Origin of the sequence: Aeromonas sobria, from assembly GCF_006243315.1 — a bacterium.
Classification (GTDB): Bacteria; Pseudomonadota; Gammaproteobacteria; order Enterobacterales; family Aeromonadaceae; genus Aeromonas; species Aeromonas sobria_A.
Genome location: NZ_NKWE01000001.1, coordinates 280,950 through 306,545 on the forward strand (window position 1 = coordinate 280,950; position 25,596 = coordinate 306,545).

Below are 25,596 nucleotides of genomic sequence, written 5' to 3' on the forward strand. Positions count from 1 at the left end.
TGTGAGTCTGTCAAGCCACATTAGTTACGACCTTCTAGGCGTCGAATATCTGCATCCAGCATATCGAAAGATTTTCTCGGTTCTCCATCAAGGGCAGCCTTGATCCAGAAAGTCTCTAAGGCGTCCTTCAAGCTTCGGACTGCTTCAGCACCAATGTTGTAGCGACCAGTTACCTTGCCCGAACGCATGACTCGAGTAGACAGCAAGTGATCCAGCGCCTCGCCTGAAGAGGCGCCGCTTGCCAGCATCACCGGGATGAAGTCCAGAGCCTGCTTCTCAAAACGATTGCCCCACCCAAGCGCAAATTGGCTACTCAGCTGCTCAGTAAAAGTGGCCCGAGTCATTTGTTGTAGCAACTCAGCGACCTCCGTCTTTCGCTCTGTGCGAGCTCGGACAAATGCCTTGTGAAGGGAACGATAGGAGTAGCTCGCCGGCGCAATTTTCTTGATATCAAAACGATGATCCTGCTTAGGCAGTGTCATCACATGAGCACGGTCATAGGTCTTGTCAGCCAGTTCATTGGTAGTTTCATCATGATTGGCCGTGCCAATGAACCAAACATTTCCTGGCACTAAGATTTTACGCCCCTCATGTAGCATCGTGGGCGCATTTGGTAGGGCCGTCTCGGACAGACTGATCAAGCGTTCGTCCCGATTGTTCTTCTCCAACGCGGAGAGGAACTCGGCAAAGTACTGCTCGGGGCGAGATAGATTCATTTCATCCAGCAGGATGACGTTACAGGTGTCCTGCCAGCGAGGGGTCTGAGCCTTGTACAGAGCTTGCAAGCAGTCTTTCTCGTAAAAGCGCCGCTCGAAAGCGTTGTAATGCCCCAGTAGATCGTCGCGATCACGCCAACCGGCTTGGACGGCGATGTCCGTGCAGAAGCCCCCCATTGCCTTGGCAAAAGCCTTGGCCAGACTTGTTTTGCCAGTCCCGCTTATGCCATGGAGGACATGCAATTGGCTCATGGCCAAGCCGCCAAGCAGTACGCGAATATCTTCGAGTGGATAGAATAGCTCTACATGCTTTTCGGCCTTGGCAATCCGGTGCTGCAGCTCTTCGGCAAACAACTTGAGATCTGACACATCCTCAAGCTCCATGCTGACTCGGTACTCACGATCCGAGTCCATCAGCGACATTGCCGGGAATGGCGTCAGTGTCTTCTGTGCGCTGGTCAGTTGATCAATGCGGCTTTCCAGATCATCTATATGCACTGTCAGCGTATTTTTGTGTTGTTCCAACACTCGCTTCTCACGCGCAACAGCCTCCAACTCAGTCGATGCGACGCGCTTGCTGCTCAGTTCTCGCCGCAGCTCATCGAGCTCGGGTCGCAGAACTGAAAGATCCCGTTCCAGGTCAGCCTTGCTGTTGCGTAGGTATTCATTTTCCCGCTGAAGCTCAGCAGTGTCCGACTGTTCTAGGTCACGCTTCAGGACTTTGTTTTCCTGGTTCAGGCTGTCAAGCTGCTCCAGAATCTCTCTACCTGTTCGCTCACCCAGCTCCAGTTTTAGCTCCTGCATATCCGCTAGCTGTCTCTTTAACTCTCCAGCTTTATTCCAGGCCCTATCACGCTGACTTTCCAAGCTAGAAATGGTTTGAGCATGGATCGTACGCTCTGCCTCCATTTCAGTGGCAATGCGCTGTTCCATTTCCACTTCTGCCGTTTTAATTTCGGACCACTCGCGATCAAGCCTGCTGCGCGCACGATCTAGCTCCATCTTGCTTTGCTTGATTTCGTGCTCGCGCTGATCCAATTGACTAACGCGTTCAGCCTCTGCCTCGGTACAGTTAAATTTGACCTCAGCCAGACGTCGGGCGACCAAAGAAAGCTCGCTATCAAGTAGGCGCTTCTCCTCCTGCAACTGCTGTAACTGAATCTCATGCTGCTGAACCATCTGACGCTGGCGATCCTCAAGCTGGCGCAACGCATCTTCGTTTTGCTCGACGAAGCCGGCTTGCGCATTTGTTTCACGCATGTTGAGTGAGCGCTCAGCATCCAGCAGTTCCGATTTCCTCTTGGCCAGCACTTTTTGTTCGCCAGCAAAATCGGCCTGAGCAAGAGCCAACGTTGCTCTCTCCACTTCAAGCGCTTGTTGCTCTGTAGCAATGATTTGTTCTCGAACTTCAACAGTGGACGCTAGTTTGTTAGCCTCGCACCAACGTTCTGAAGCCTCATCACATAGGCGATCCTTGAACTTCAGCAGCTCTCTACAGGCATCAGCAAACTGCTCAATCCAACGAACCAGATCTGTGTCCCCCTCAAAACGCACGCAAACACTGTGCAACCAGTCTAAGTCGACCTGGATTTCCAAGCTCATATTGAACGACTGATAGACCTTGGACGCGCTCTCAAAAGAAGCGCTCCAAACAGGAACCAGCTTTTCCAAAGAAGGGCGTGAAGCCCTTGCCATGGCAGGAGTTATCACCGCCGCTGGAATCTGCTGTGGACCAAATTTATTCGAGTTCTTCTTCCTCATTACATCCATTCCTTAAAACATGCGGTGAAGCTCAGGGCGTACTGAATACTGTCCAGCGCCATGCAACTGGTGATTTGAGTTGTTTCTCGTCCGGTAAAACTGCTCTGGGCGTGACTGCTCTGGTTACGTAGGTTTGCGAGTTCCAGGAGCTTGGCCAACTGCAGCTCGCGATCACCGAGTATCTTAAGGGGGTGCTGCTGCGCCTGAAGAGTGCCCATTGCTGCGGCAAACAGTAGTGCCTTGAGTGAGTCACTTGGCCTAGCGCAGGCCCTGACAACTTGATTGATTTTCTGCCTAGACAGTAGCCTGATGACATCTTCAGTGAATGCAGGAATCTGCAACTCTGAGAGAATCCGCTGATTGAGCTTTGGATCTGGCCGCTGCTGTTTTGGTAGCAGCCCAGCATCGGTTGGATACGTGCGAATCAGCCACTGCATGACAACCTCCAGCAGCTTCTGGCACTCCATCATCGCCGCATCCAGCTCTTGGCCGTGGCTGTCACCTTGATGGAGCTTCTCTCTGCGCACCAGTAGTGCGGCCAAATGCCGCCTGATGTCAGGCTGGCGTTCAACCCATGGGAACTCAATTAGCACCTGCAGCTCTGTCTGCTTGCGCAATGCCTCTAACCATTGCTCGACACTCTGATTGCCGGCACACGGCATACTCACCAATGGTTCAAGACGTGCGAGCAGCTTGGCGTCACCCTCAATCGCCTGCAGAAGTGTGTCCTGCAGCCACCAAGCACTTTTTCGCAGTTCAAATGGATCTTTGACTGACCACAGAGCATTACCATCGTCATCAGCAATAACCCAGAGAAGTACCCGCGCAGATTGCGGTGCATCATCCAGCCGCTGCACCCCCTGCAAACTGATCTGTTTCGGTAGTTGGTTGCCTTGGTCAAGCTGCTGGCTGGCTCGATAATCTTCACGATAATCCCGGTAGGCGAGTGTCAGGGACTCATGATCGAGTGCTGGCAGATCAGCTCTCCCTCTCGCGATCATGTACGGTTTGATGGTATCCCCGGTCTTTCTTTCACCAAAGAATTCTGGGTAGTGAGCCAGCGGGTCCTTTGGCTCTAGTGGATGTAGCTGGGCAACCAGGCGCGGCCAAAACTGCCCCGTCAGCGTATCCTGCAGCAAATAGCCAGTTTTCAGGTTGGCGTCGTCTGTCTCCTCGTCGTCTAGCAGGCGCTCACCCTTGGCCGTCAATGCTTGAGCGCTCTCTACCAACCAGCCATTACTCACGCATTGAGCCAAAATCAGTTTAATCAGGTTCTGGTGAAGCCCGGTCAGCTCGGCCATGGCCTCATCGCGGACAGTGCATGCACGAATCAACCCGAGTACCGCACGCTGAAATAGATTCAACTCAGGCCGCTTGGCGTTTGGGTAAAGCACTCGATGAACCAGCACTGGCCAGAGCACCGCCTTTTTCTTGCCCATCGGGGTAGTTCCGAAGCTGAGATATGTGCCGGATTCAACGAACACTGCCATGCTCACCTCCACACATCAGGTAGAAGGCCGCCAATGCTGGCACCGCCTCCTCTGCCTCGGGACTGGTTGCCAGTGCCGAATCACCCACGCAAATCAGCATTTGCCGCTGGCGACTCATGGCCACGTTCATTCTGTTCGGCAAACGCAGGAAGCCAAACTGGCGATTCAATTGCTTCTCACGATCAGCGACTACATCGCCGCTCGATTGCCCCAGTCTTGCCTGCTGATAGGTGCGTACGCACGACAGCAAGACAACATCGAACTCCTTGCCTTGAAAGGCATCGACGGAGCCCACTCGCAACCGCTCTTCGAGGCTGACTGAGCCATCGCCTCGTACCTTTCTGGCCCACTTGAAATGCTCGTGGGGCTCATAGGCACCGTTGCGTTGCTCCATCAACGCAACCCCGTCTATCCGCTGCTCAGCGAGTTTCTCCATGATCAAATCACGTTGCGCAGCATAGAAGGTGATGATGCCAATAGAAAGGCTGTCACCTCCGGCCTGCATCAGCTTTATCACTTCCTCAGCAATGCGCTGAGCCTCAATATCCCGGATCCGGCTCATCCCGGTTCTGGGGCGCAGGTCCTTGCCCAGAGAAACGGGGACGTCGATCCATTGGCATACCCGGCCTCGGTAGTGCAGCTCAAGCTCCCCCAGATCGTTCAGAAAATCCTGTGAGAAGACAAAATCCTCCGCAGCCCTGCCAGAGTGAACTACCCCTAGACCAACGGCCTCGTAGAATTGTTTACTGACGAAACTCCCTAGTATGGGATGCATACGGAATTGGGTATCCAGCATCACGACCCGGCGAATCATGTCCTGTTTCTCCAGCTCTTGCAGCTTCATGCGCATTCTCTCGAACAGGCTGGAGCGAAACGCGGCCAATTGCAGTTCGGTCAGATCGTGCTCATCCTGCAGTTGTCCTTCAATGTCAGGTTCGAGCATGTGCGGCAACTGCCGGTCATCGCCCACCAAGACGATGCGCCGCTTCGCCATGGACATCGGCACAAACAGATCCAAAGGGTTGGCACGCGCTGCCTCATCGATCACCACGGTGTCGAACTCAATATCGGTGCTATCCAATCCAGCCACTGACTTCAGGCTCGCCATCTGCCGGCCTGCTGCTTGCTGGCAGGTTGCGCCTACCACCATGGAGTACTCATTAACAACAGCCTGAGCAGCGTTGCGGTCCATCGCCAAGCTATCGGCTAGCTGCTCCAGCACCCAAGCCACACCCTGTTTGCGCTGACGCAACTTGCTCTCTAGATGCCTGTCGACTTCATCAAGCAGAGCTTGACCCTCTGGGTCCGCCTGACGCCTCAATTCCGCAGGCCGGTAGTCGGGCAAATACTGTTCGAGTAGACGAGCTTGGTACTCCGCAAGCTCCTGTAAGGCAGATTCAGAAAGTTGCGAGCTATCCGCAGCATCTTGCAGCAATGTCAGCAGTTCGGCACTGCTGCCTTGACCATAACGCTTCAACCAAGTGAGTAAATCCCAGGCGCGATCAGGACCATCGTCGCTAAATGAAGAGATTTCGACACGTAGCGCTCGAATGCGTCGCAAGGCTTGTCCATCTGGCCGGCTCTCGGCCACGCTTGGCGCCTGATTCTTTAGTCGCTCGATATAGTCTTCGAGCTGACTTTCCAGCCTGGGTGGCAATACCAGACCGCTCTGATCCAAACCTTGCAGCCCATCCAAAATGCGGCCGAATACATCCGCCTGTTGAGCTAGCGATGCACCGACAACTCGAGCTAGCGCTAACTTGGTCGACAAATCCCTGATGAACTCCAGCTCTGGGTATTTGCTGTACTCCGCAGTGATTTTTTCCTGCAAATGAGCTGCATGTCGCTCAAGCCAGGGATCGATCAGTGACGCCTCATCGCTCGCGCCACGCTTACCGCCTACGCGCGCTCCAGGTAAACCGAACACATCGCTGCGATCCAGAGCGTTGTCTACAGCATCGTGCTGAAAGCTGCTGATCAGGACCTGCGCGGAAATGTCCCGTTCTTCTGTCTCTTCAGCCAAGCGACGCTGCAGCGCAGCGATTACCTGCGTTTTGCCTGTACCGGGTGGGCCAATGATGATGGCCAGGTCCGGGGTGTTGAGAGCAGCATCTAGGGCCAGTTCCTGTTTCTCTGTAGGCTTCCCCCCTTTGAAGGTTTCCTGCGCATAGGGTGTAAGCCCTTTGATGGGGCGCCGCCGGGCTGCCGGCACCGCAATCCCCTCTAAGAGCCACTTCAACTGCGGCAAGCGCTTGCCCGAGTCAATGGACTGCTTCGCCGCAAGGCGCCGCTTGCCTACGGAGCGCTGGCCTGCCAGTGAAAGGTAAAGCCAACCCTCAGCCTGTTTCGGGCGAATATCACGCCGGTTCGAGGCAGTCTTGAATACAACACAGTCAGGTTCAAAACGTATGGTGCCGCGCGGTGTACTCGCAGTTGCCTTTGACTCGTCGGTGCTTAGCTCCTCCGCCCAGTCTGGCCGCTCAGTACCCAGGTCAAACTGGGTGTCGCTTGGCAATTCGAGATTGCGCCAACGCTGACGAAACTCCCGGTATTCATCCTGTGACTTCGGAGTCAGACGCCAGAGGTTTTCACGTCCATCTTCGCAGCCCTCACATTGCACAAATCGCAGTGAACGCAGGGTCTCGGCTTGCTGCAATGCACTCTGCCATTCCTTGTCGTTATAGAGATTCCATAATTCCAAATAACTGGCACTGTCGCGCAGCGCTGCATCCAACAACGCCTGTTGACTGGCGTTGTTGAGAACCGCGGCAACAGAGGCATCACGGAACTCAAACTGGCCGATCAGCAATGAGAACGCGCCGTCACGGCGCGAGTGGCGGGTAAGGCGCTTGATCAACAGTCCACGGTCTTGCCGTTGATCCACATCAGCGCGCCAACCCTTGCCCAGCAGCTGGAAGGCTCCCTTGGAGGCGCTGTTGCTAAAGCGCGCGACGGTGAGCCAGTCACCCTCGGCCAGCCCACGTACCAGGAACTGCTCCGCGAACCATCGGCAGGCAAGGTCGATGTTCTTATCGGCGATTTCCTGCTTTCCGTAGAGATCATCAGCAATTAGCTCGTCGACCCCAAGGTCAAGCTGCATGGCGGACACTTCGACTGGTGTGCAGTACTGCACCAGTAGCTGGCCACTCTGTTTGCTGGTCAGCAGCCAGCGGCTCTGATCGCGCATTACCAGGCGGCTAAAAAGAGCATGGTCAGCCGGAGCGCAGTTCACCTTGACACGTAAGTCGCCCTGAATCGCCAGCCACTCATCCTGATAGCTTTGGAGAAAGATCACCTGACCAGCCTGAAAGCCATCGATGAGCTCATCTGTAGAGAGCGCCAGCACGTCCTCGGACAGCAGGGAAAAGTCTTTAAATTCCATATCTCATCACCACCGGAACTGCCAAATGACATGGGACTCACTCAAATCACCCACATGTAGCCGATAGGGCTCCTCGTGCTGTCCGCGCAGACTTTCCTTGAGCCCCTGGTAACGCTCCAGTGGCTTCCTCGCTGAGCCCCGCTGCAGATGCAACTTGCTCTGCAGCGGGTGGATGCCGAGCCCCTGAGCGGAGTACTCGATGCGAAGATGGTCCGCAGGCCAGCGGTCGTAGCTGAAAGTGGGCATCAAACGCTTGAGCTCCAGATCGCCCCCCGGTTGCAGCCATACCTTACGGCCGGTGGCAATCATGTAGCCTGCCTCCTCAGACCAACCCTCTGCTTCGTCCGGCAGAGCGATAAACTCCTCGAACAACACCAGCCGGCTATCGGCAGGTTCGTCGCAGAAAAAGCATGACGCCTTATCGAGTGAATCAAGCTCCGCAGGCAGCAAGGTAGCGCCGCCGCAACCGGCGCAGCAGTAAAGGCGCTCGTCAATTTCCGCCAACGCCTCGAGCCACTCAGCCATGCTTGGACGCTCGCAGGGACTATGCAGCCCCTGCTCGAAACAACGGCAAAACAGTGCAGGTAATTTGCTGTGCTCTACCAGTTGGATAGGCAGGTTGGCAAAGCACTGATTGGCATCGTCCAGGGAGTCATTTACCCAAGGATGTTCACCGCGCAGCGCGGCCTCCTCCTCTTCTGGCTCCCCATCACTGACCAACTCCCCCTTAAAGGGGTGGTTATGAGTCAGCAACTGATAGGCGATGACAGCAAAACTCCAAATGTCCGTCAGACTGGACAGCAGCGCGTCACCACGCACCACTTCTGGGGCGCCATAGTCAGCCGTGTGCAAAGTCAGGCCTCTGTGCGTTTCCAGACTGATGTTGTCGCAGTCGATCAGCCATGTTTCCGCATGGATGGGGTCATCCGATACAAAGATGTTGCTCGGGGATAGATCGCCGTAAAGCATGCCGCGCGCATGCAATTGATTCAGTGTTCTGGCCAGCTGGCTCAGAATACGGATGCGCCGGCGCAGTCCACCCTGCCGAAGATAATCGGCAGACGCCTCATCTTCTGCATTGATGAAGCTGTCGAGCAGGCCTTGCAACGGAACCAGACCATCCATCAGCTCCATGACATAGCCAAAGCGCGGCTCAGCCAGCAGTACCAGCGGCCTAGCCAGTTTCAAATCGCTGAGGTTCTGGTGAATCAGCCAAGTGATATGGCGATGCCAGCGTTGACGGGCTTGCTCATCTTTGTTGATAAAGCCCTTGATCAGAGCTTGGGGGTACTGAGTCCGGTAGACGATACCCTGACCACCGCGGCTCAATTCCTCTCTCAGTTCATAAACCGAGCCTTTGGTGTCCTGCACCACGCGCTTCTGTTGCGCTGTCGTAGTAGCTTTCATCTGCTTCAATCCGTTCTGAAAATTCCAGCGATGCTCTTGTCGTCGCCATGACGAGGTGTGGACCAGCCGTGTAGCTCTCGTGTCAGCCACTGGCGCATGCGGCGTTTGCTGCAGCGCAACTGGCGCTGGTAGACCGCATCGAAGAATGGCTCCAGCTGCTCTGGAATCAGGTCATCCGATATGCCATCCGTCATCAGCAACACGCCGTCACCCGGCTTGCTCAACTCAAGCTCTGTGCTGCAGTAACCCTGCGAATTAGCCTGCGCCAAAGTAGTGGTCTGATTGCCGAAGCCTTGGCGCAGATCAGTCAGTACCTGAAACACTCCCTGGTTTCTGACCAGCAGCAGGCCATCCCCAACCTGACCAGCCGCACCTTGTCCTGATGCATCCACCCTAGCCCACAGACAGGTCGTCTCATGATCCCTGTAGCAGTCACCAAAATGCGCCAGCCAGGCATCACGCAAAGCAGGGACAACCCCACCATGCGGCATGTCTTGTTGCTGGCGGGCCAACTGCCTGAACAGCTGGACGGCTTTCTGCGAGCCAATATGACTAAGCGGCCGGCTGCCTAGTCCATCAGCCACAGCAACACACCAACCACCTCGGCTACCGCTGACGCATAAGGCATCCTGATTCTGCGCACAATCCAGCTGATGCGAGGGGCCTCGCACGGATGCCCCACCTGCCAACAGAGGCATCAGAATTCCCAGTCTTGATCGTCAGCGCTGGGGATCTGTAAGGGCGTAGTTTGATTAGGTGTGGCCGACTGGCTGCGCGCACTGACGCTCATGGTCACAGCACGGAAGAATCGGTGAATATCGCGGGCATTCTCGGCACGGAACAGCGGTGCCTCAGGGTCGTTGGCGAAATCTTCGAGCATGGTTCCATCCGCATCAGCGCCGATGGCCATGGCAAAACGAGTGGCCTTAGAGGAGCGCTCACCATTGACCAGACGAGCAAAGGGTCCTTGCCAGTCATCATTGGGGTAACCATCGGATACCAGCACGATTACCGGCTTGTAGGCGCGAGAAGGAATGCAGTCCTTGTCTTCGATCATCTGGCTGGCCAACGACAGGGCACCGCCTAGTGGGGTCATGCCTTCTGCAAGCAGCGGCGTAAAGCTTTGCAGTTGATGAGCAGGGGTCAGCGGTAGGTTCAACTCAGCTTGGCTGCCGCCAAAGGTGATCACGCTGACCTGGAGCTCAGCGCGCAGGCGGCTCTCACCTGAAAAGCTGGCGATCATGTCCTTGAGCCCTTTGTTCAGAGCTTCGATCTTGCCGTCTACCGACATGCTTCCGCTGGTATCGGCCAGCACGATGATCGGTAGTGGGCGCGCAGTTTGGACCTGGAATTTTTTGAGCTCTGACATGGGGACTTTCCTTGTTTATTCTCTCGAAGTTCTAGCGAGTTGCATGGCAATTGTAAAAAATAGTTATTAATAAATTGCTTAAGTGCAGAATTATAAAATCGACAGCATCCAGGTCAACAAGGGAAGGTGCGAATAAGTGGGTCACCCCTTCATCATGAACCGGCGTTGTTGATCAAATCAGCCGTTGGATAGCCGTTCCCTAAGCCGTCGAGACAACTCAATTCACTGGCTGGCGAACAGGCATACCAAGCCCATTAGCTTGTTCATCACCTTCACGCCAGCCAGGATTTCGCCCACCTGGGCGTTGTAGCTCCGCAGGCTCAGCTTTGGCCCGATGAGTTGCTTGAACCGGTACATGGCGGTCTCTGCTATCGAGCGCTGGTGATAGCCGGAGTCTGTCTTCCATTGCTTCAACTCACCCGACTTGAGCGCCGTCACCGCCTCGTTGCGGGGATGACCCTCCTCCCACAGCGCCGCATTCTTTCTCGGCGGTATGGTGGCTGTCGCCCCCCTCTTTTTCAGTAGCGCAGATAGGCCTTGGTGTCGTACGTACCATCGGTGCTGACCTGTTTTATCTTGCGTCGCAAGGGGTTGAGCCATGCCGGTAGCACCTCGTTATCCGCCACCGTCCCCAGGCTGACTTCAGCCGCGATGACCGCATGGGTTGTGGCATCCACCGCTAGGTGCTTGCGCCACACTCGTTGCTTCTCCTTGCCGTGTTTGCGAATTTTCCATTCGCCTTCGCCATAGACCTTGAGGCCGGTGGCATCGATGACCCGATAAGCCACCGGGCCTTGGCTGTGGAGGCGGTACTTGATGTCGACGGTTTTGGCGCGCTTGCTGATAGAGCTGTAATCCGGCGACTGCAAAGGCACAGCCATCAGTTGGAACAACGAGTTAATGAAGCCTTCCAAGGCGCGCAGCGGCAAAGCCTTTTAGCATCAGGGCAGTCTCAATGGCGGTGTCACTGTAGTGGAACCCCCGCCCTCGGCGGCCATGGTGGACCTGGCAATGCCACTGCTTAATGGCTTGTACGTCCATCCCGATGGTCAACGAACCTCATCCCTGATGTCAAGTGGGGCTCGTGATCTCACATCAGAGACTTGTTCGCACTTTCCTTAGGCTCTCGTGGTGCAGCTCAAATACACTGCGTGTGGCTCTGGCAAGTTGCTGTACTGTCATTCGTGGTTCCAAGTCGGGAGCCAATAAGATACTACTCCCGAGGGCCCCTGAGAACCCTGGGTCTTCCCCCTTTCCTGCTTCTGTGAGGCACCTCCATCTTGCCTACGCTACGGGAGCGTTCAAACATCGTAGCCAGTAACCTCTCATCCATTTTTAACAAATAGTTCAGGGCGTTATCTAATAGCCTTCCTCGCTTGCTCAAATCATCCCAATGCACCTCTCCAATACCGCACGTACCCCATTCATCGTATTTCCGCTTATCAGCATTGCAATTGTGATAACTACCAGCCTTCCAAGCTTCTCCCAACAAACGGCCTAACCGGATATCGTTCTGCACAAAATTGCCATTGAAGAAGAATGCAATGTGATAGTGATATTCCCGGTGCTTGCCATACTCTAATTTCCATACATAACCGACCAGTGATTTGTACTCTCGCTTAACCGAGCGTAAATACCACTCTCGTTCCTCTTGAGCCTCTTCGATAGTCACTGAGTCTTTAAAGTGAAAATCAACTCGTACAACCAGTAGTTTTGCATACTGGGCAAACAGGTCATCCACATACGATTTTATACTTGTGCTATTACGCAGCTCAGAGCGTCTCAGATTGCGTAGACGCTTCTGATGATGCGGTGACATCAGCTCACTCATGAAATCGTCTAGAACGTATTGTAGCTCAGTCAAAAGTTCACTTCGTGCTTCAGCAGATAAACATTCGTCAAATATATTAATGTCTCGGTATTGATAGAAGGATTTCAGAAATAGCTCTACAGAGGGATGAGCTGCTTTAGCCTCTTGGTATTGATAGTAGTGTTTGGTTACTGCATCCATTGCTTTTTGGAAAGCATGGATACTAAATAATGGATGGTTAGACTCTAAGTCTTTAATGAAGTCTAGGATATCTGTAGGCATGAGTAGTCCCTCAATGAAGAGTGGCAATAGGATTGGTGGATGCCAATCCTATTGGTATAGTTAACGCTAATTTAATTGAATGATATTGATCAAGTTGAATGTGAATGGTGTTAATTGAAATGAATTTAAATGGATAATTGAATATGAATGGTATTAATTGAATGAATTGAATAACATAAGTCCCTTAAATAGCATCCAGCTTGATTTCTCGAATGTTCGATAATTATTAGTAGTGGCATATATAGAAGAGAAAGCATTTTTACATGGATAACAACAAGGTCTACGCCGATTAACTTATGGAGCCTTCCAGGCTTGAATTAAGCATCTCTCATCGATGCCTTTGCATATAACCAAGCATCAATTTCATGCTCAAGCCAGCCGACAGCTGCCAAGCCTAGCTTAAATTGCTTAGGGAAAGACGAATCATAGCGAGGGGATTTCTTGCTGATGCGGTCGTAAATAGTCGAACGAGCGAGGCCGGTCTTTTGGGCAACATCATCGATACGAAGTACTTTGATTGAGGTGTTCATGGTGAGCTCCTGGTAGTTGGGGGTTTCGTTCACCAGAAGGAAAGCGAGGTTAGAAAAAACTGGCCTTAAGGGGGTAAGGCCGCGACAGCAAGTTAAGGATGGCCTGTTATAACAGGCCGCAAGATGGGCGGATAGTGATGCATAGGGTGTCTTTGAGGGGTAACTCATGCGATAGTCAGTGTGACTGACATCGCGTTGGGGTAGGAAGTCTATGAGGGGATTTGGCTGTGAAGGCCACGCCTAAAAAGCCATCTAGCACCTAGGTGACACAGTCATATCAGGCCTGACAATTAGATTGGGGAGGGTGGGTTGAATATCGAGCGCAGAGTTATTGGTTTTATCTATCATTGTTTTTCTTTCCCGTCCAACATCAAGGCTGGGGGCTCGATGAAATATAAATGTGACAATGCATATAAACGTGTAATGTCATCCATCGTGGGGCGGGAAGAAAGTGCAGTATACGACCTTATCTACCGATACCTGATTTATAAAAGAGGAAGCCTAATATCCTCGACCTCTCTATTTCAGCAAAATATTCACTTTGAGGATGTGTGCCACTATCGCTTTGTTGGGAAGAACATGCTCTGGCAACTGGTTCCAATAAATAAAAGAAATGACGCATTTAGACTTGAAAGCGCCAGTGTTGACCTGGAGCGGTTTGACTTTTTTGTCCAGGAGTGGCTGCCTCGCTCAGTTGGCGAGATGGTCTACGCAACAAACATATATAGCCAGACACTCTCGCAAGAGGATGTTGACACGTATATACAAACAGTCCTGTCATACTTTGCCGAAGTGTTGGAAAAGGAAAGTTATCCTATTGAGGGCGCTTTTGAGAAAATGCCTTCGATAGACACATTGTCAGTAGTCTTCATTAATCTCATGAAAATTTCTGATAGTGATGAAAGCAACATGGCGTTACGAAGCAATTGCATTGCAGACATCTTTTTTTCGTTGCATGGTGAGAGGTTATTACTCGTTAACAATAATCATCTTGTAGGCGGAGTACTACAGGTGCTCATTGACTCAACTATTATGTCTGCACTCACCGATGAGGTAGCAAGACGCACACGTAAAAAAGCCATCGCTGCAATAATATTTGGAGCTGAACAGTTATCGTTAACGGCCATTGATGAACGGTTGTCAAACAAGCTAGCAAATTTGGTTTACTCAGATGACCATACCGTCGAGCGTTTGTCGAAAACGGTGTTTTCATCCATCAAATCATGTTGGTGGTTTTCTGAACTGCTCGCATCCGCAAAAGACAAGAAAGAGAAGGTTATTTATTTAATCGCACTGCTCAATTCGTTTTCCATGACGCACCATCAAATCGATGACCTTTTGAAAAGCATAAGGTCAGCTAACAGCACGAAAAGAAGTAAGGAGCAGCGGTCGGCCGAAGAGGTGAGGCAACTGACCTTTGATGTTACGCCTGCAGTGAGGGCGCAATTTGAGCGGTTATACAGCGAGAAACGTAAGCTTAGAGAGGAACTAACCAGGAGGCAGTTGATTACAGAGGTTATTGAGGCAGAGTATAGAAAAGCTATCAATGTCTCCAGGCGAAAGAGGAATGGCTTTGGTATTGTATTTGATAAGGAACGGGATATATATTATCCCGCTTCGGTAGTGAGTTCTGAGCAAACAACTAAAAAAAACACAAAAAAGTCAAAGTCAAAATTTGCAAGACGATATTCGAAGAAAAAAAGATGAATGCGCATCTTATGGTTCACTTCTTGGTAATGAGGTTCTGATGAACGATTTTTTGAAAGTGCTGTTAAATGTGCGTAGCCTGCGGGCAGTACTGCGTGAACTACCGCTGGAACAGGTAAAAGAAGCACGCGAAAAGATTGAAGCGATTTATCTGGAGCGGTTGGAGGTGGCAGAGAAAGAGCAAGCAGCCAATGCTGAGCGTCAGCAAAAACTGGCTGAGTTCCAAGCGATGTTGGCTCAAGCTGGCATTGACCCGACTGAGTTGGTAGGCAGTGCCCCAGCAGCAGCGACTGCGGCTAAAGCTAAACGAGCACCGCGTCCCCCGAAATACCGTTATGTTGAGAATGGCGTCGAGAAAACCTGGACAGGTCAGGGCCGTACACCCAAGTTTCTGGCTGAGCAACTCGAGCAAGGTCGTCAGCTGGATGACTTCCTTATCTAAATAGACAAGGCCATGCCCTCACGGTGTGGCCTCTCTGTTTACAGGCTCCGTGGCCAATTAATGACAGACCTCGTCATTACGAACCTGGAATATTCGGTAATGATCTGTCGCATGACTGAGGTCAGCTCTAATGACATTATTCAAAACATCCTTTAGCATGCGCATGATGCTGGCTTAGCTCAGTAGGTCACCAGTTCAATTCCGGTAGCCAGCACCACGATCACCACCAAACTCCTCATAGCCGCTCCTGATGCCAGCCATAAAAGACTTAGACGCAGAACGTACCGATTTGGATGCGCGATTACGTGAAGCCATCGATAGTTGGGATCCACGTCGCCCCAGACGCTGGCTAGCTAAATATGGCGGTTGGCGAGTTGAAAAGCGTTCCCTCCTCACGCAGCGATATTGTGCGATACGCGACGAAGCCCAAGCCTTGCTGACGAGTAGTTAGCCTGGGTATTCACAGTGATTACCTGAACAAATCGCTCAATGGGTAGTCCAATGTGCCTACCTATCACTCAGCGTAATGACGGAATGACATGTCTATCAATCCGAATCCACCTTTGCCGCGTTACTTGCAATTAGCACATTGGCTGCACGAACAGTCGCGAGCAATCAGCGCACGTGAAGCAGCAGACGTATTTGGCGTATCGCCTTGGTCCATAGAACGCGATTTTGCCAGGATTCGAGCGTTGTCCGGGATCGTGGTGTTCGATGAGCAACGAGTCCCCAGCAAAGGTGGACAGCAGTATCTACTGCGGGTGCTGCAAATCTTTCCCTACTGGCTTGACGAACACCAGCAACCCCATCAGCAGCTCGCCAGTTCCTGGGACCTCAACGCCCCCCTCACGTGGCGAGACCTACTCTGCCGCCCTTGGTGCCAATTAGTCGCCCGACATCAACGCAGCATCGACGATTGATCCTGCTCGCATAGACTGCTTGCCTATCTACGTGTTCCAAGCTCTTGGGGAAGGCTGTTGGCTCGATACACCGCTCATGCAAGGTCTTTTATCAACCATTGGTGTGATATTGTGCCATCTGATTAATTGTTGATAGTATTTAGTACATTGACTCACTTTGTAAGCCGAACGATTGACCATTACTCCGTTCTACTTCCTCAATACCACCGATGCACTGACGTTGATCACTAAGTTCGGTATCGCAACAGACGAACAAACCATCGTGAGCTTACTTCGTTCCCTGTGCTAACAGATGGGGTTCGACCATTTTCGTTTGGGGTTCATTTCACCCAGCTCGATACAGCGCCCTGACGTACGTATCTTCAATGGCTGCCCTGTTGACTGGGTTCAAGTTTACAACGAACGGGATTTTCTGACTGTCGATCCGGTCGTGCGTAAAGGCATGGTCCATAGCACGCCAATCCTGTGGGCCAATCTCATCACTGAGTGTTGCGACCAACACGATGCTGCCGGGTTGGAGGTCATGATGCTAGCCCAAGAGGCGGGGCTACGCGATGGCATCACCATCCCGTGGCATGGGCCTAATGGCCAAGTGGGGCTGCTCTCGTTCATCACACGTACACCCCGGACTGAACATCAATGGCTGAGTGCGATCCCTTTTCTGAGCTGGTTGGCGACACACATTTTCGAAGCCGTTGCTCGAGTTTGTCTGTCAGATGCCGCGCCTCGTGAGTCGCTGAGCCAGCGGGAACTGGAAGTATGCCAGTGGGCGGCGGAGGGCAAGCAGGTCAGCGATATTGCCAAGATCCTGGGTATTACACCTCGGACGGTGACCTTTCACCTGGAGCGCATTGTGGAGAAGCTGGGGGCTAGCAGCAAGAATCAGGCAATCTCTTTGGCACTGAAGCAAGGGATGGTCAGGCTGAATATCGATGCAGCACAAGTGCGAAATATTGATGATAATGGTGTTTAGTGTGGCTTTGAGCAATTTATTGCTTTGCATTCAGGTTAAACGACTGTTTGCGCAATTATTGCCAGTGCATGTGCGCTGTTTGCGCGAAAGTTTGCTCGTGACGAAGGGGCCGGTACGTGGGGCCGCCGGTAAGTGACTGATAAATAACAGTTCGAAAATGTGGCATGGTCGCTGCTAAAGGTTGGTCGAGTGCTATCTCGTTTAACTAATCCATTTAGGAGCATACCCATGCCAACACCATGTTATATCAGCATCGAAGGTAAAACCCAGGGCAACATCACCGCTGGTGCCTTCACTTCCGATTCCGTCGGCAACATCTTCGTACAAGGTCACGAAGACGAGATGCTGGTACAAGAGTTCAATCACCAGGTAACCGTACCAACTGACCCGCAATCCGGTCAGCCTGCTGGTCAGCGTGTCCACAAGCCGTTCAAGTTCACCGTGGCACTGAACAAAGCGGTGCCGCTGATGTACAACGCCCTGGCCTCCGGTGAGATGCTGCCGAAGGTAAACCTGAAGTGGTACCGCACCTCTGTTGAGGGCAAGCAGGAGCACTTCTTCTCTACCGTGCTGACCGATGCCGTTATTGTGGACATCGACTGCCAGATGCCGCACTGCCAAGACCCGGCGAAGTCTGACTTCACCCAGCTTATCCAGGTCTCTCTGGCATACCGCAAGATTGACTGGGAGCACACTGTTGCCGGTACCTCTGGTGCTGACGACTGGCGTGCGCCTATCGAGGCCTAAGCCTCCCTTTCTTACTTTGGCATTCCTTGTAGTAAATCTTGTATTGTGTGGCCGGTGTGCAACCGGCCTATCAGCCCGTGCTTTCTCCGGTCGGCCTTTGGCTGCCGGAGCTTTTATGTTTTGCCATCCCCCTGTTCTGGCGCTGGTGTCTTGTATAGCGAGGGCGGAGTGATGGCAAAGCACACAAGAGGTTTGAATTATGTGTCCCTCCATTGCCCTGCTCGGTGACATTGGCACCGACCACGATGGCTTCCTTCCTACGCCGGTGATAGCCGCGAGCCCTGATGTCTTTCTCGATGGCAAGCCAGTAGCCCGTCAGGGCGACCCGTTAGCGCCCCACGACAAGCCGAATAACCCTCCTCACCCGCGTAACATTGCCGGTGGTGTGGGCTCGGTGTTGGTGAATGGCAAGCCTATCGCGGTCACCGGCATAGCGGTGGATTGTGGTGGTGTGGTGATTGGTTCGGGCAGCGGACAGGCAGGATAAGGAACAGAGTTATGGCACAGAGCACAGGATTACAATTCACCGTCAAGGTTGGCGCACTGGCTGATAACACCTTTGTGGTAGCGAGCTTCAAACTCGATGAAGGCCTAAACAGCCCGTTTAGCCTCAAGCTGGAGGTGGCAAGTCACCAACCGGACATCGACTTCGGTGCCGTGCTGGACCAGCCCTGCGAGCTGATGGTGTGGTACAATGGCGAGCTGCAACGCCGGGTATGCGGGGTAGTGAGCGACTTTGCGCAAGGGGACAGCGGCTTTCGCCGCACCCGCTATCAGCTACAAGTCAAACCTGCGCTGTGGCGATTGGGCCTGCGCCAAAACTCCCGTATCTTCCAGGCACAGAAGCCTGATGAAATCCTCTCCATTTTGCTGCAAGAGCACGGCATCACTGACTACGCCTTTGCGCTCAAGAACGAGCATGCTCAGCGCGAGTATTGCGTGCAGTACCGCGAGACCGACCTCGATTTTGTTAACCGCCTCGCCGCCGAAGAGGGGCTGTTCTACTTCCACGAGTTTGAGCAAGGTAAACATCGCATCGTGTTTGCCGACGATGCGGCAGCCCTGACTGCTGGCCCCGAGCTGTTCTTCAACCTCGGTAACCGCTCGCTGGAACAGGGCCCTTACGTTCGCCAGTTCCACTACCGCGAATCAGTGCGCCCCTCCGACGTAGTGCTCAAAGACTACAGCTTCAAGACCCCGGCCTATGGCCTCTCCCAGAAGAAAATGGGCGCTGAGCTCGAGCACCAACGGGATACCTACCAGCATTTTGACTATCCGGGCCGCTACAAGCAGGACGGCAGCGGCAAGGCATTTGCCCAACACCGACTCGACGCGCTGCGCAATGACGCGGTGGCGGGCAGTGGCAAGTCCAACAGTGCAGCTCTGCTGCCGGGACAGTTCTTCTCGCTGACCGAACACCCCAACGGCAGCCTCAATACCGACTGGCAAATCGTCCATATCCGCCACACAGGTGAACAGCCACAGGCGTTGGAAGAGGAAGGCGGCAGCGGCCCGACCGTCTACAACAACGAGTTTGGCGTAGTGAAAGCGAGCACCACCTGGCGCGCCCGTATCGGCAGCCCGGAAGCACCCCACAAGCCCATGGTGGATGGCCCGCAAATTGCCATCGTGGTAGGGCCAGACGGCGAAGAGATTTACTGCGACGAACATGGCCGGGTGAAACTGCAATTCCCTTGGGACCGTTACAGTGATGGCCTTGACCAAAGTTCCTGCTGGGTGCGGGTGAGTCAGGGGTGGGCCGGTGGCCAATACGGCATGATGGCTATCCCGCGTATCGGCCACGAGGTCATCGTGAGCTTTTTGGAAGGAGACCCTGACCAGCCCATCGTGACCGGTCGCACCTTCCACGCCACCAACCGACCGCCTTACGAGCTGCCCGCCAACAAGACCCGCACCGTGCTGCGCACCGAGACCCATCAGGGCGAGGGCTTCAACGAGCTGCGTTTTGAAGACCAGGCGGGGCAGGAAGAGATTTATATCCACGGCCAGAAAGACCTCAACGTGGTTATCCAAAACGATGCGGCATGGCACATCAAGCATGACCAGCACACTGACATCGACAACGAACGGGTGACTCGGGTCAGAAAGGTCGCGAACAAAGATGGCGGCACCAGCCTTGGCAACGATCACCTGACGGTCGAGGGCGAGAAACGCGATCACATCAAGGCGGACTATTCGCTGACGGTCGATACCTCGATGCACCAGAAGCTGGGCCAATCGCTGTTGGTTGATGCTGGCCAAGAGGTTCACATCAAGGCCGGTAACAAGATTGTCATGGAAGCAGGTTCTGAGTTGACCCTCAAGGTCGGCGGCAGTTTTGTGAAGCTAGACCCAAGCGGCGTCACAATGGTCGGCCCCACCATCAAGATGAACTCGGGCGGTAGCCCTGGCTCAGGCTCAGGTTGGGCGGGCCAAATGCCGGGCTTGCCTGGTGGTGTGGAAGTGCCTGCCTACACACCACCGCCACCCTTCAAAGGGGGAGAAGCGTGCCCGCTGCTTGCCAGAGCGGATGCGTCCATGTCGATTAACGAGTGTGAATAACCATGACGACCATCTTTGAACTATGGCGGGCAGCGCCCACGTCAGAGGATCATGGCCTTTACGTGATCCTGGACAGCCTGCATAAACCGGATCCTGTCGCGCACTGGCGTGAGCAAGAGTGGGCAACTCACATACATCCCCTGTATTACCAAACCCCCATGGAGAGCATTCTCAAAGCGAGCCCGTGGTTGTGTCAGGTTGCCACTGAAAAGCTGGCTGATGTTGAGCAGTGGATACATGAACAGCAGGATCCAATATGGGGCTGGATTTATATCAGCGAGCAATCCTGGCAAGAGCAGCTCACTCATTGGCAGAACCACCTGCGGATCATGATTGATGGCGAGTTGCGGGCAGTACGGCTGCAAGACCCCAGGGTGCTCTCTATTTGGCTTTCGGTAAAAGAGCCTGCTCTGTGGCAAGGGCTGCTGAGTCCTGTCACGGTTTTGCAGTTGCCAGACCATGCTTCCGAAAGCCGCCCCCATCCACTGGCGTCAGCCTCTAGTGTGCTCCCTTGGACGCTCCCAGCCGTATTGAGCGATGCGTGGCACCGCAGTCCCTTCGGGATAAAAGTAGCGGCCAGTAACTTCGAAGTGGCCTTGTGGGAGAAGGATGTGCAACTAAGCGAGTCTCTCTACCAACAAGGTGGGGATCTTGAGAAACAGCTCTCGACGTGGTTGACCTCCTTGGTTAAAACGGGACAGCCAATCCGAAGTCTGACGATGACAGATGTAACCACGTGGGCTGGCACCATGGTGCAGAACAAATAAGGAATGGCCGTTGCTATGAAAAAACGTTACATCGTATTGGGAGTGGTTGGTTTTGGCATCTTCTATATCAGCCGCCCATGGTTGCCGATGCTCTATTTTTGGGGCGACAGTATCGAGGTTGAAATTAATACCCCTGCCCACCTTGTTCCATCTGTCGGGGGGACTTACTCCTCTTCATCATGCCAGAACCTGACGTTTTCGGACTTTAGCTGGATTGATGGACGACGTGGTGGAAAAGCCAAGCTGGAAAAAATATCAGACACTCAGTATCGCGCCAAAGTCTATTACAAAGACTTTGGTCCCTGTAGTTGGCATCTGAAGTCACTAGGCTGGTCTTTGGAATATAAGGATGCTGCTGCCGTACTAAAAGGGGCGGTTAGCGCATCGGCGGGTGGTAATAAGGTAGTAATTGGCTCTGATGCCTATTTTGATGACTCAGATAGGAACAGCAGCTTGTATAGTGAAAGTGCGGTATTTACCATAAGTCAAACCTTGGTGCCTTACATACTGTCTGATGATTATAAGATGGGTCGCTCTTTTTATATGGAAAATAAAGATCATGAAATAGATACCTATTATTACAACCCTTACAAAAGTGGTGGTGATGCGAAGATTATCTATAACGTTATCGTAGATGAATCTAGCCTAAAGGGGCTCACTGCTGACGAGGCATACCGAATTCAGGAAGAGCAATTGGTTCGGGAGCGGAAAGAGAAGGAAGAGAAAGAGGCTGCTGAACGGAAAAAAATTCGGGATCAAATTGATGAAAATCGTCGCCAGCGTGAAGAAAGAGAAGCCCTTGAGGCGAAGAACAAATCGTCTCAGTAATCGACAAATAAAGCGCGAGGAGTTTTTATGAATAAGTTGCAGGGCTGCGTTGATTGCAACAACTTCGTATATAGTTTTGATATTGAGTTAGTAGACGAGCTTGAACAACCAATATCAGATATTGACTATGAGATTTTACTTGAAAGAAACAATCTTGTATTGGCAAAAGGTAAAACGGATGGTCAAGGAAAAATCAGCGTAGAGGGACTTCCCTCATTACCACTGCGCTTAGTTTTGGATACAGCTAAGTTTCTTGAAGAAATGCAAGAACCCCAGCGTCACCTGCGCTTGGGCCGCACTCTGGCTGACTCCACAGTAAAACCTCGCGCCGAGCAGCAGGGACGTGAGTACAGCTATGCTACAGTAGGCAAACTTATCAATGAGTTGCCTGTTATTCCGGATTGGCCTGAAAAGCGCGACTTGCCCGCATTCCACTTCCCTGACAAAGCCCCCAAAGGGTGGTCGATTCGTCCTCGGGGAAAAGATCACAAGCACCGTAAACTCACCCTTGAAGTCTGCCCATTTCGGGCTTGGGTATTGATGCTGCACAATGGCCCCGAATACAGTTTGGTTAACGGTTATAATCTCTCTCTGATGAGTATTTTGGCCTATGCCGATGGCGACCGGGATGAGCACGGCTCCAAGGCTGGTGCGCTCAAACCCTATGTGGAGCAGGTATTAACCCATCTCGGGCGCTTGCCATTCAAAGTGAACACTCAATATCTGGCGCCTGTGGTGAAAGACGTGCCCTTTGCAGATCGTTACCGTCATTACGATTTTATTGATACCAGCAGCAAAGAGATGGAAGAGGTGGGAAATACTCAGCTGCTCTATATGGTAAACAATGAACACGCGGTAGTTGCGTGGCGCGGCACGGTTAACTTGGAAGATGTCGCTACCGATCTTTATGGTATTCAGGGCGCTGACCCAATACTACCCAGCGGAAAAATTCATCTTGGATTTAAAAATGCCTATACAGATCTCAAGTTAACGGAGAAACCAAAAAAAGCCTTTGACAAGATGAATAATATTCTAGCAGGCAAGCCACTTTTTATTTGTGGCCATAGTCTAGGTGGGGCTCTTGCACTTATTCACGCTGCTGAACATCGAGCCAAGAAGCCGCATTTGTATACTTATGGTATGCCAAGGGTATTTGATCGCACAGCGATTGCTAAATTGAATGAGATCGTGCATTACCGTCACGTCAACAACAACGATTTTGTTACTGCTATTCCTCATCCTAAATGGGGTTCTATGCGTGTGCTGTTGGCTCTTAGCACCGCATTATTACCATATCCTACCCCTGCGAAATATTCGCCCGAAGTTCGCCGTTATCTTGATAGCCAAGACTACCAGCACCACGGAAAAATAATTCATTTCTCTAACTTTAGCATGGCTTATGATACAGGCCCTGGCTACCAAAATATGGGATGGATGGCCTCCTATGGAAAAACAATAAAGACCATGCAGCTCAAATCATTATTGGCCCCTTCATTAATTGGCGCGAACGATCAGAAAGCATATGAGTTAGTCACTAGACAATATAGCCGTGCTGACCTTGACAATCCTGATAGAAAATCCATTGATGCGCCAGAGCATAGCTCAACAAACTATGCTCGCTATTTGGGTGATCGTTTGTATGACCGCCTTTGCCAAGACCACGGCACACCGTCTCATTTCGAACAGCAGGCTAAGAAAATCAAGCAGGTGGCTCACTCAAGCATAGATAAAGATAAGCCAGCCCAATTTGATGCGTTCTTGCAAGCCGATGCTCGTGTACTGGCTCAGTCCCTGTTGCCTGTCGCAGTTCAACCCATCGAGGCCAATGGATTGGAGCGATGCTACCTCTATGCCATGCAGCTGCCTAAAGAGGCCATTCGTAGTGAACAAGCAGAGGTTGCGAAAGAAAGTCAGCAACTGAAGGAACAAGTGAACAGTGATGCCAATTATCAACTGCATCGCCAAGCCATCTATGAGCTGCCTGGCAAGCTCACCTCCTTGCCCAAGGTGGATGATAGCGTGAAGGAAAGTATTAAATTGGCCAACCAGCAAGCAAATGGCATGAAAGAAATGGCCGCCTTGTTGCAATGAGTCTTGGAGCTCTAAACATAGAGAACAGATTGAGAGATAAAAATGAAGCAGTACCAAAACTGGCTGGCCCAGTATCTGATTTGCCGTCGTGATAACGATCATGCCATGGCCGCAGAATTGGCCGAGAGCATCTGTGCTTTCTGGCAAGCGAGAGGTGATAAAGCTGAGCATACGAAGTGGCTGAAGGTCTATCAGGATCACCGACAAAAAACCACCTGACAGGCAAGGCTAATGGCCAGGGAAGGCGCCGCATCAGCTTTATGCCCATCAGGTGGTTGTGTAGCATAACGGAGCTGCCTTCAAGATGGCACTAGCTGTACAGGCTGGGTAAAAAATAAATGGAGGTTACACTGGGTGTAACCTCCATAGACACAGTCTACAAATCGATCTGAAGAAAAGGGCTGTTGCTCCCCTACCCCACTTGTAGATGCACAATATTGTCTGGCGGTTGTTCTGATGGTTTTAAAATCCCTCCCCACAACTCCAGAGCCATTTTTTGTTCCGGTAACCGAACCGTATGAACATAGTGAGCCATTACACCAGGTAGGGCATGACCTAAAATTTGTTCCACGACATGGGGGGCAATCCCAGCCTCGTTTAGGCGGGTCGCTAAGCTCCTTCGCAGATCGTGCCATGTCCAAGGGGCGCTATGCCCGATCCGTCTCCAAATTCCCCTCCCCCACTGACTTACCGCTTCTGGTCGCTTGAGCTCCCCTAGCAAGTATGAGGATGACTGTGCGGCGGCAGCTTTCAACAAGGCCTCGATCGTCGGCCGAATAAAATCAGGTATTGGTCTCACAATTTTATTACCTGTTTTTGAGTTGGACGCAGGTACTGTCCATGTGCCTTCAACTAGATTCCATTCTTCGGGTGCTGATAGCCGAGCTTCTTGAGTTCTTGCGCCAAACGACAACAGAATCTTGGCCAAATTTCCGTAGTAGAAATATGGACCTAACTTCTCAGCCCAATCCCATAGAGTTCGCAGCTCTTCTAGTGTCAGAACCCTATCTCGCTTACTCGCTTTTTGCCCAACATCAGCAACGGTCAAGTCATCCAACGCGTTACTCACAGCAAACTGTCTGACACGGCAAAACTTCAGAGCATGTTTACAGTTTTGGAAACAATAACCACTAGCCACAGGCGCCACCTTCGAGTACTCGTCAAAGACGCTCAACCAGTGACGAGTATCACAATCTGACAGCGGAAGATCTCCGATACGGGGATAGACCCACTTTGCAAATTGCTGGCGATGCTTCTCACTGTTTGACCTTTTCTTATCGGCGTGATGGCAGAGCCAATACTCGAGTGCATCTTTAACCGTGACAGGCTTGAGCCTTTCATCTTTCCCGATCCGCGTCATCAAGGCAGGATCATTGCCCTCTTCCAACCAAGCTCGACATTGCGCCGCCTTTTTCCTTGCCTCGGAAAGCGACAGCCCCCCCTCCTGGCCGGTATAGGATCCCAGAGTCAGGTTTTTTGCCTTGCCTAAAATTCGATAGCGGTACACGAAGCTGACTTTTCCGCTATTCCTCCAAAGAACAGACAGCCCATCCCTGTCCGCAACCTTTCTGGGCGTATCATCATCGTGACCACGCAGCATTGCTTTGAGTTTTGAATCTGAGATTGCCATTTTTGAACCCACACTTGAACCCACACCTGTCTTATATCCCCTAAGATGACTTTAGACAAGAATGGAATTTTAAACGATATAAATCAATTGCATATCGACAACTTATAGACAACACCAAACAGCATTAGACAGCCAATGTGATAATACGGCATGAACTGATTGTTGGCTGTCAGCCATTGATA

At 52.2% G+C, this 25,596-nt stretch carries 20 protein-coding genes and 1 pseudogene; 11 read left to right on the forward strand and 10 right to left on the reverse strand.

Annotated features, from left to right (window positions below; genetic code table 11):
* Positions 1–20 precede the first annotated feature (20 nt).
* The 9 genes and pseudogenes from CF137_RS01370 to CF137_RS01410 all read right to left on the reverse strand — a co-directional run bounded on the left by CF137_RS01370 (position 21) and on the right by CF137_RS01410 (position 12,747).
* Complete coding sequence (locus tag CF137_RS01370; protein ID WP_139717378.1) at positions 21–2,477, reverse strand: AAA family ATPase; 2,457 nt, start codon at positions 2,475–2,477, stop codon at positions 21–23.
* Positions 2,477–3,967, reverse strand: coding sequence for a hypothetical protein (locus tag CF137_RS01375; protein WP_139717380.1), 1,491 nt, complete (start codon positions 3,965–3,967; stop codon positions 2,477–2,479). Before CF137_RS01375 ends, CF137_RS01370 begins: the two co-directional genes overlap by 1 nt.
* Positions 3,951–7,349, reverse strand: a complete 3,399-nt coding sequence (locus CF137_RS01380; RefSeq protein ID WP_139717383.1) for a DEAD/DEAH box helicase — start codon at positions 7,347–7,349, stop codon at positions 3,951–3,953. Before CF137_RS01380 ends, CF137_RS01375 begins: the two co-directional genes overlap by 17 nt.
* Positions 7,350–7,355: 6 nt before the next feature.
* Positions 7,356–8,756 (reverse strand): protein kinase domain-containing protein, encoded by a 1,401-nt coding sequence (locus tag CF137_RS01385; RefSeq protein WP_139717385.1) that lies wholly within the window; start codon positions 8,754–8,756, stop codon positions 7,356–7,358.
* 5 nt (positions 8,757–8,761) lie between these two features.
* Positions 8,762–9,454 carry a PP2C family serine/threonine-protein phosphatase gene (locus CF137_RS01390; RefSeq protein ID WP_139717387.1) on the reverse strand — a complete coding sequence of 231 codons (693 nt, stop codon included), beginning with the start codon at positions 9,452–9,454 and terminating at the stop codon, positions 8,762–8,764.
* Positions 9,454–10,125 carry a vWA domain-containing protein gene (locus CF137_RS01395; RefSeq protein WP_139717389.1) on the reverse strand — a complete coding sequence of 224 codons (672 nt, stop codon included), beginning with the start codon at positions 10,123–10,125 and terminating at the stop codon, positions 9,454–9,456. Before CF137_RS01395 ends, CF137_RS01390 begins: the two co-directional genes overlap by 1 nt.
* A 217-nt stretch (positions 10,126–10,342) precedes the next feature.
* Positions 10,343–11,184, reverse strand: a pseudogene (locus tag CF137_RS01400) (IS5 family transposase); the annotation flags it as partial.
* A 154-nt stretch (positions 11,185–11,338) separates the two neighbouring features.
* Positions 11,339–12,217, reverse strand: a complete 879-nt coding sequence (locus CF137_RS01405; protein ID WP_139717391.1) for a YagK/YfjJ domain-containing protein — start codon at positions 12,215–12,217, stop codon at positions 11,339–11,341.
* A gap of 317 nt (positions 12,218–12,534) precedes the next feature.
* Positions 12,535–12,747 (reverse strand): AlpA family phage regulatory protein, encoded by a 213-nt coding sequence (locus tag CF137_RS01410; protein ID WP_139717393.1) that lies wholly within the window; start codon positions 12,745–12,747, stop codon positions 12,535–12,537.
* Positions 12,748–13,056: 309 nt separating this feature from the next.
* Here CF137_RS01410 and CF137_RS01415 point away from each other — a divergent pair, with 309 nt between their 5' ends.
* The 11 genes from CF137_RS01415 (at position 13,057) to CF137_RS22045 (ending at position 24,003) form a co-directional block, all read left to right on the forward strand.
* Positions 13,057–14,454, forward strand: a complete 1,398-nt coding sequence (locus tag CF137_RS01415; protein WP_139717395.1) for a hypothetical protein — start codon at positions 13,057–13,059, stop codon at positions 14,452–14,454.
* A gap of 40 nt (positions 14,455–14,494) precedes the next feature.
* Positions 14,495–14,896: an H-NS family histone-like protein gene (locus CF137_RS01420; protein WP_139717397.1), complete on the forward strand. Its 402-nt coding sequence runs from the start codon at positions 14,495–14,497 to the stop codon at positions 14,894–14,896.
* Between the two features lie 539 nt (positions 14,897–15,435).
* Positions 15,436–15,816, forward strand: a complete 381-nt coding sequence (locus CF137_RS01425; RefSeq protein WP_139717399.1) for a hypothetical protein — start codon at positions 15,436–15,438, stop codon at positions 15,814–15,816.
* 292 nt (positions 15,817–16,108) lie between these two features.
* Positions 16,109–16,789 (forward strand): LuxR family transcriptional regulator, encoded by a 681-nt coding sequence (locus CF137_RS01430; protein WP_240038495.1) that lies wholly within the window; start codon positions 16,109–16,111, stop codon positions 16,787–16,789.
* A gap of 228 nt (positions 16,790–17,017) precedes the next feature.
* Complete coding sequence (gene hcp1, locus CF137_RS01435; protein WP_139717401.1) at positions 17,018–17,536, forward strand: type VI secretion system effector Hcp1; 519 nt, start codon at positions 17,018–17,020, stop codon at positions 17,534–17,536.
* 199 nt (positions 17,537–17,735) lie between these two features.
* Positions 17,736–18,023 (forward strand): type VI secretion system PAAR protein, encoded by a 288-nt coding sequence (locus CF137_RS01440; protein WP_139717404.1) that lies wholly within the window; start codon positions 17,736–17,738, stop codon positions 18,021–18,023.
* Between the two features lie 11 nt (positions 18,024–18,034).
* The gene (locus CF137_RS01445; protein WP_139717406.1) at positions 18,035–20,098 is read left to right on the forward strand and encodes a type VI secretion system Vgr family protein; all 2,064 of its coding nucleotides are present in this window, start codon (positions 18,035–18,037) and stop codon (positions 20,096–20,098) included.
* Between the two features lie 2 nt (positions 20,099–20,100).
* On the forward strand, positions 20,101–20,865 hold the full coding sequence (locus CF137_RS01450) for a DUF4123 domain-containing protein (RefSeq protein WP_139717408.1): 765 nt from the start codon (positions 20,101–20,103) through the stop codon (positions 20,863–20,865).
* A 15-nt stretch (positions 20,866–20,880) separates the two neighbouring features.
* A complete protein-coding gene (locus CF137_RS01455; RefSeq protein ID WP_139717410.1) occupies positions 20,881–21,693 on the forward strand; it encodes a hypothetical protein in 813 nt (270 codons plus the stop codon).
* A gap of 27 nt (positions 21,694–21,720) precedes the next feature.
* On the forward strand, positions 21,721–23,784 hold the full coding sequence (locus CF137_RS01460) for a lipase family protein (protein ID WP_139717411.1): 2,064 nt from the start codon (positions 21,721–21,723) through the stop codon (positions 23,782–23,784).
* A gap of 42 nt (positions 23,785–23,826) precedes the next feature.
* On the forward strand, positions 23,827–24,003 hold the full coding sequence (locus CF137_RS22045; protein ID WP_162850426.1) for a hypothetical protein: 177 nt from the start codon (positions 23,827–23,829) through the stop codon (positions 24,001–24,003).
* A gap of 193 nt (positions 24,004–24,196) precedes the next feature.
* On the opposite strand, the gene CF137_RS01465 is transcribed toward CF137_RS22045, so the two are convergent.
* Complete coding sequence (locus CF137_RS01465; RefSeq protein ID WP_139717412.1) at positions 24,197–25,414, reverse strand: tyrosine-type recombinase/integrase; 1,218 nt, start codon at positions 25,412–25,414, stop codon at positions 24,197–24,199.
* Positions 25,415–25,596 lie beyond the last annotated feature (182 nt).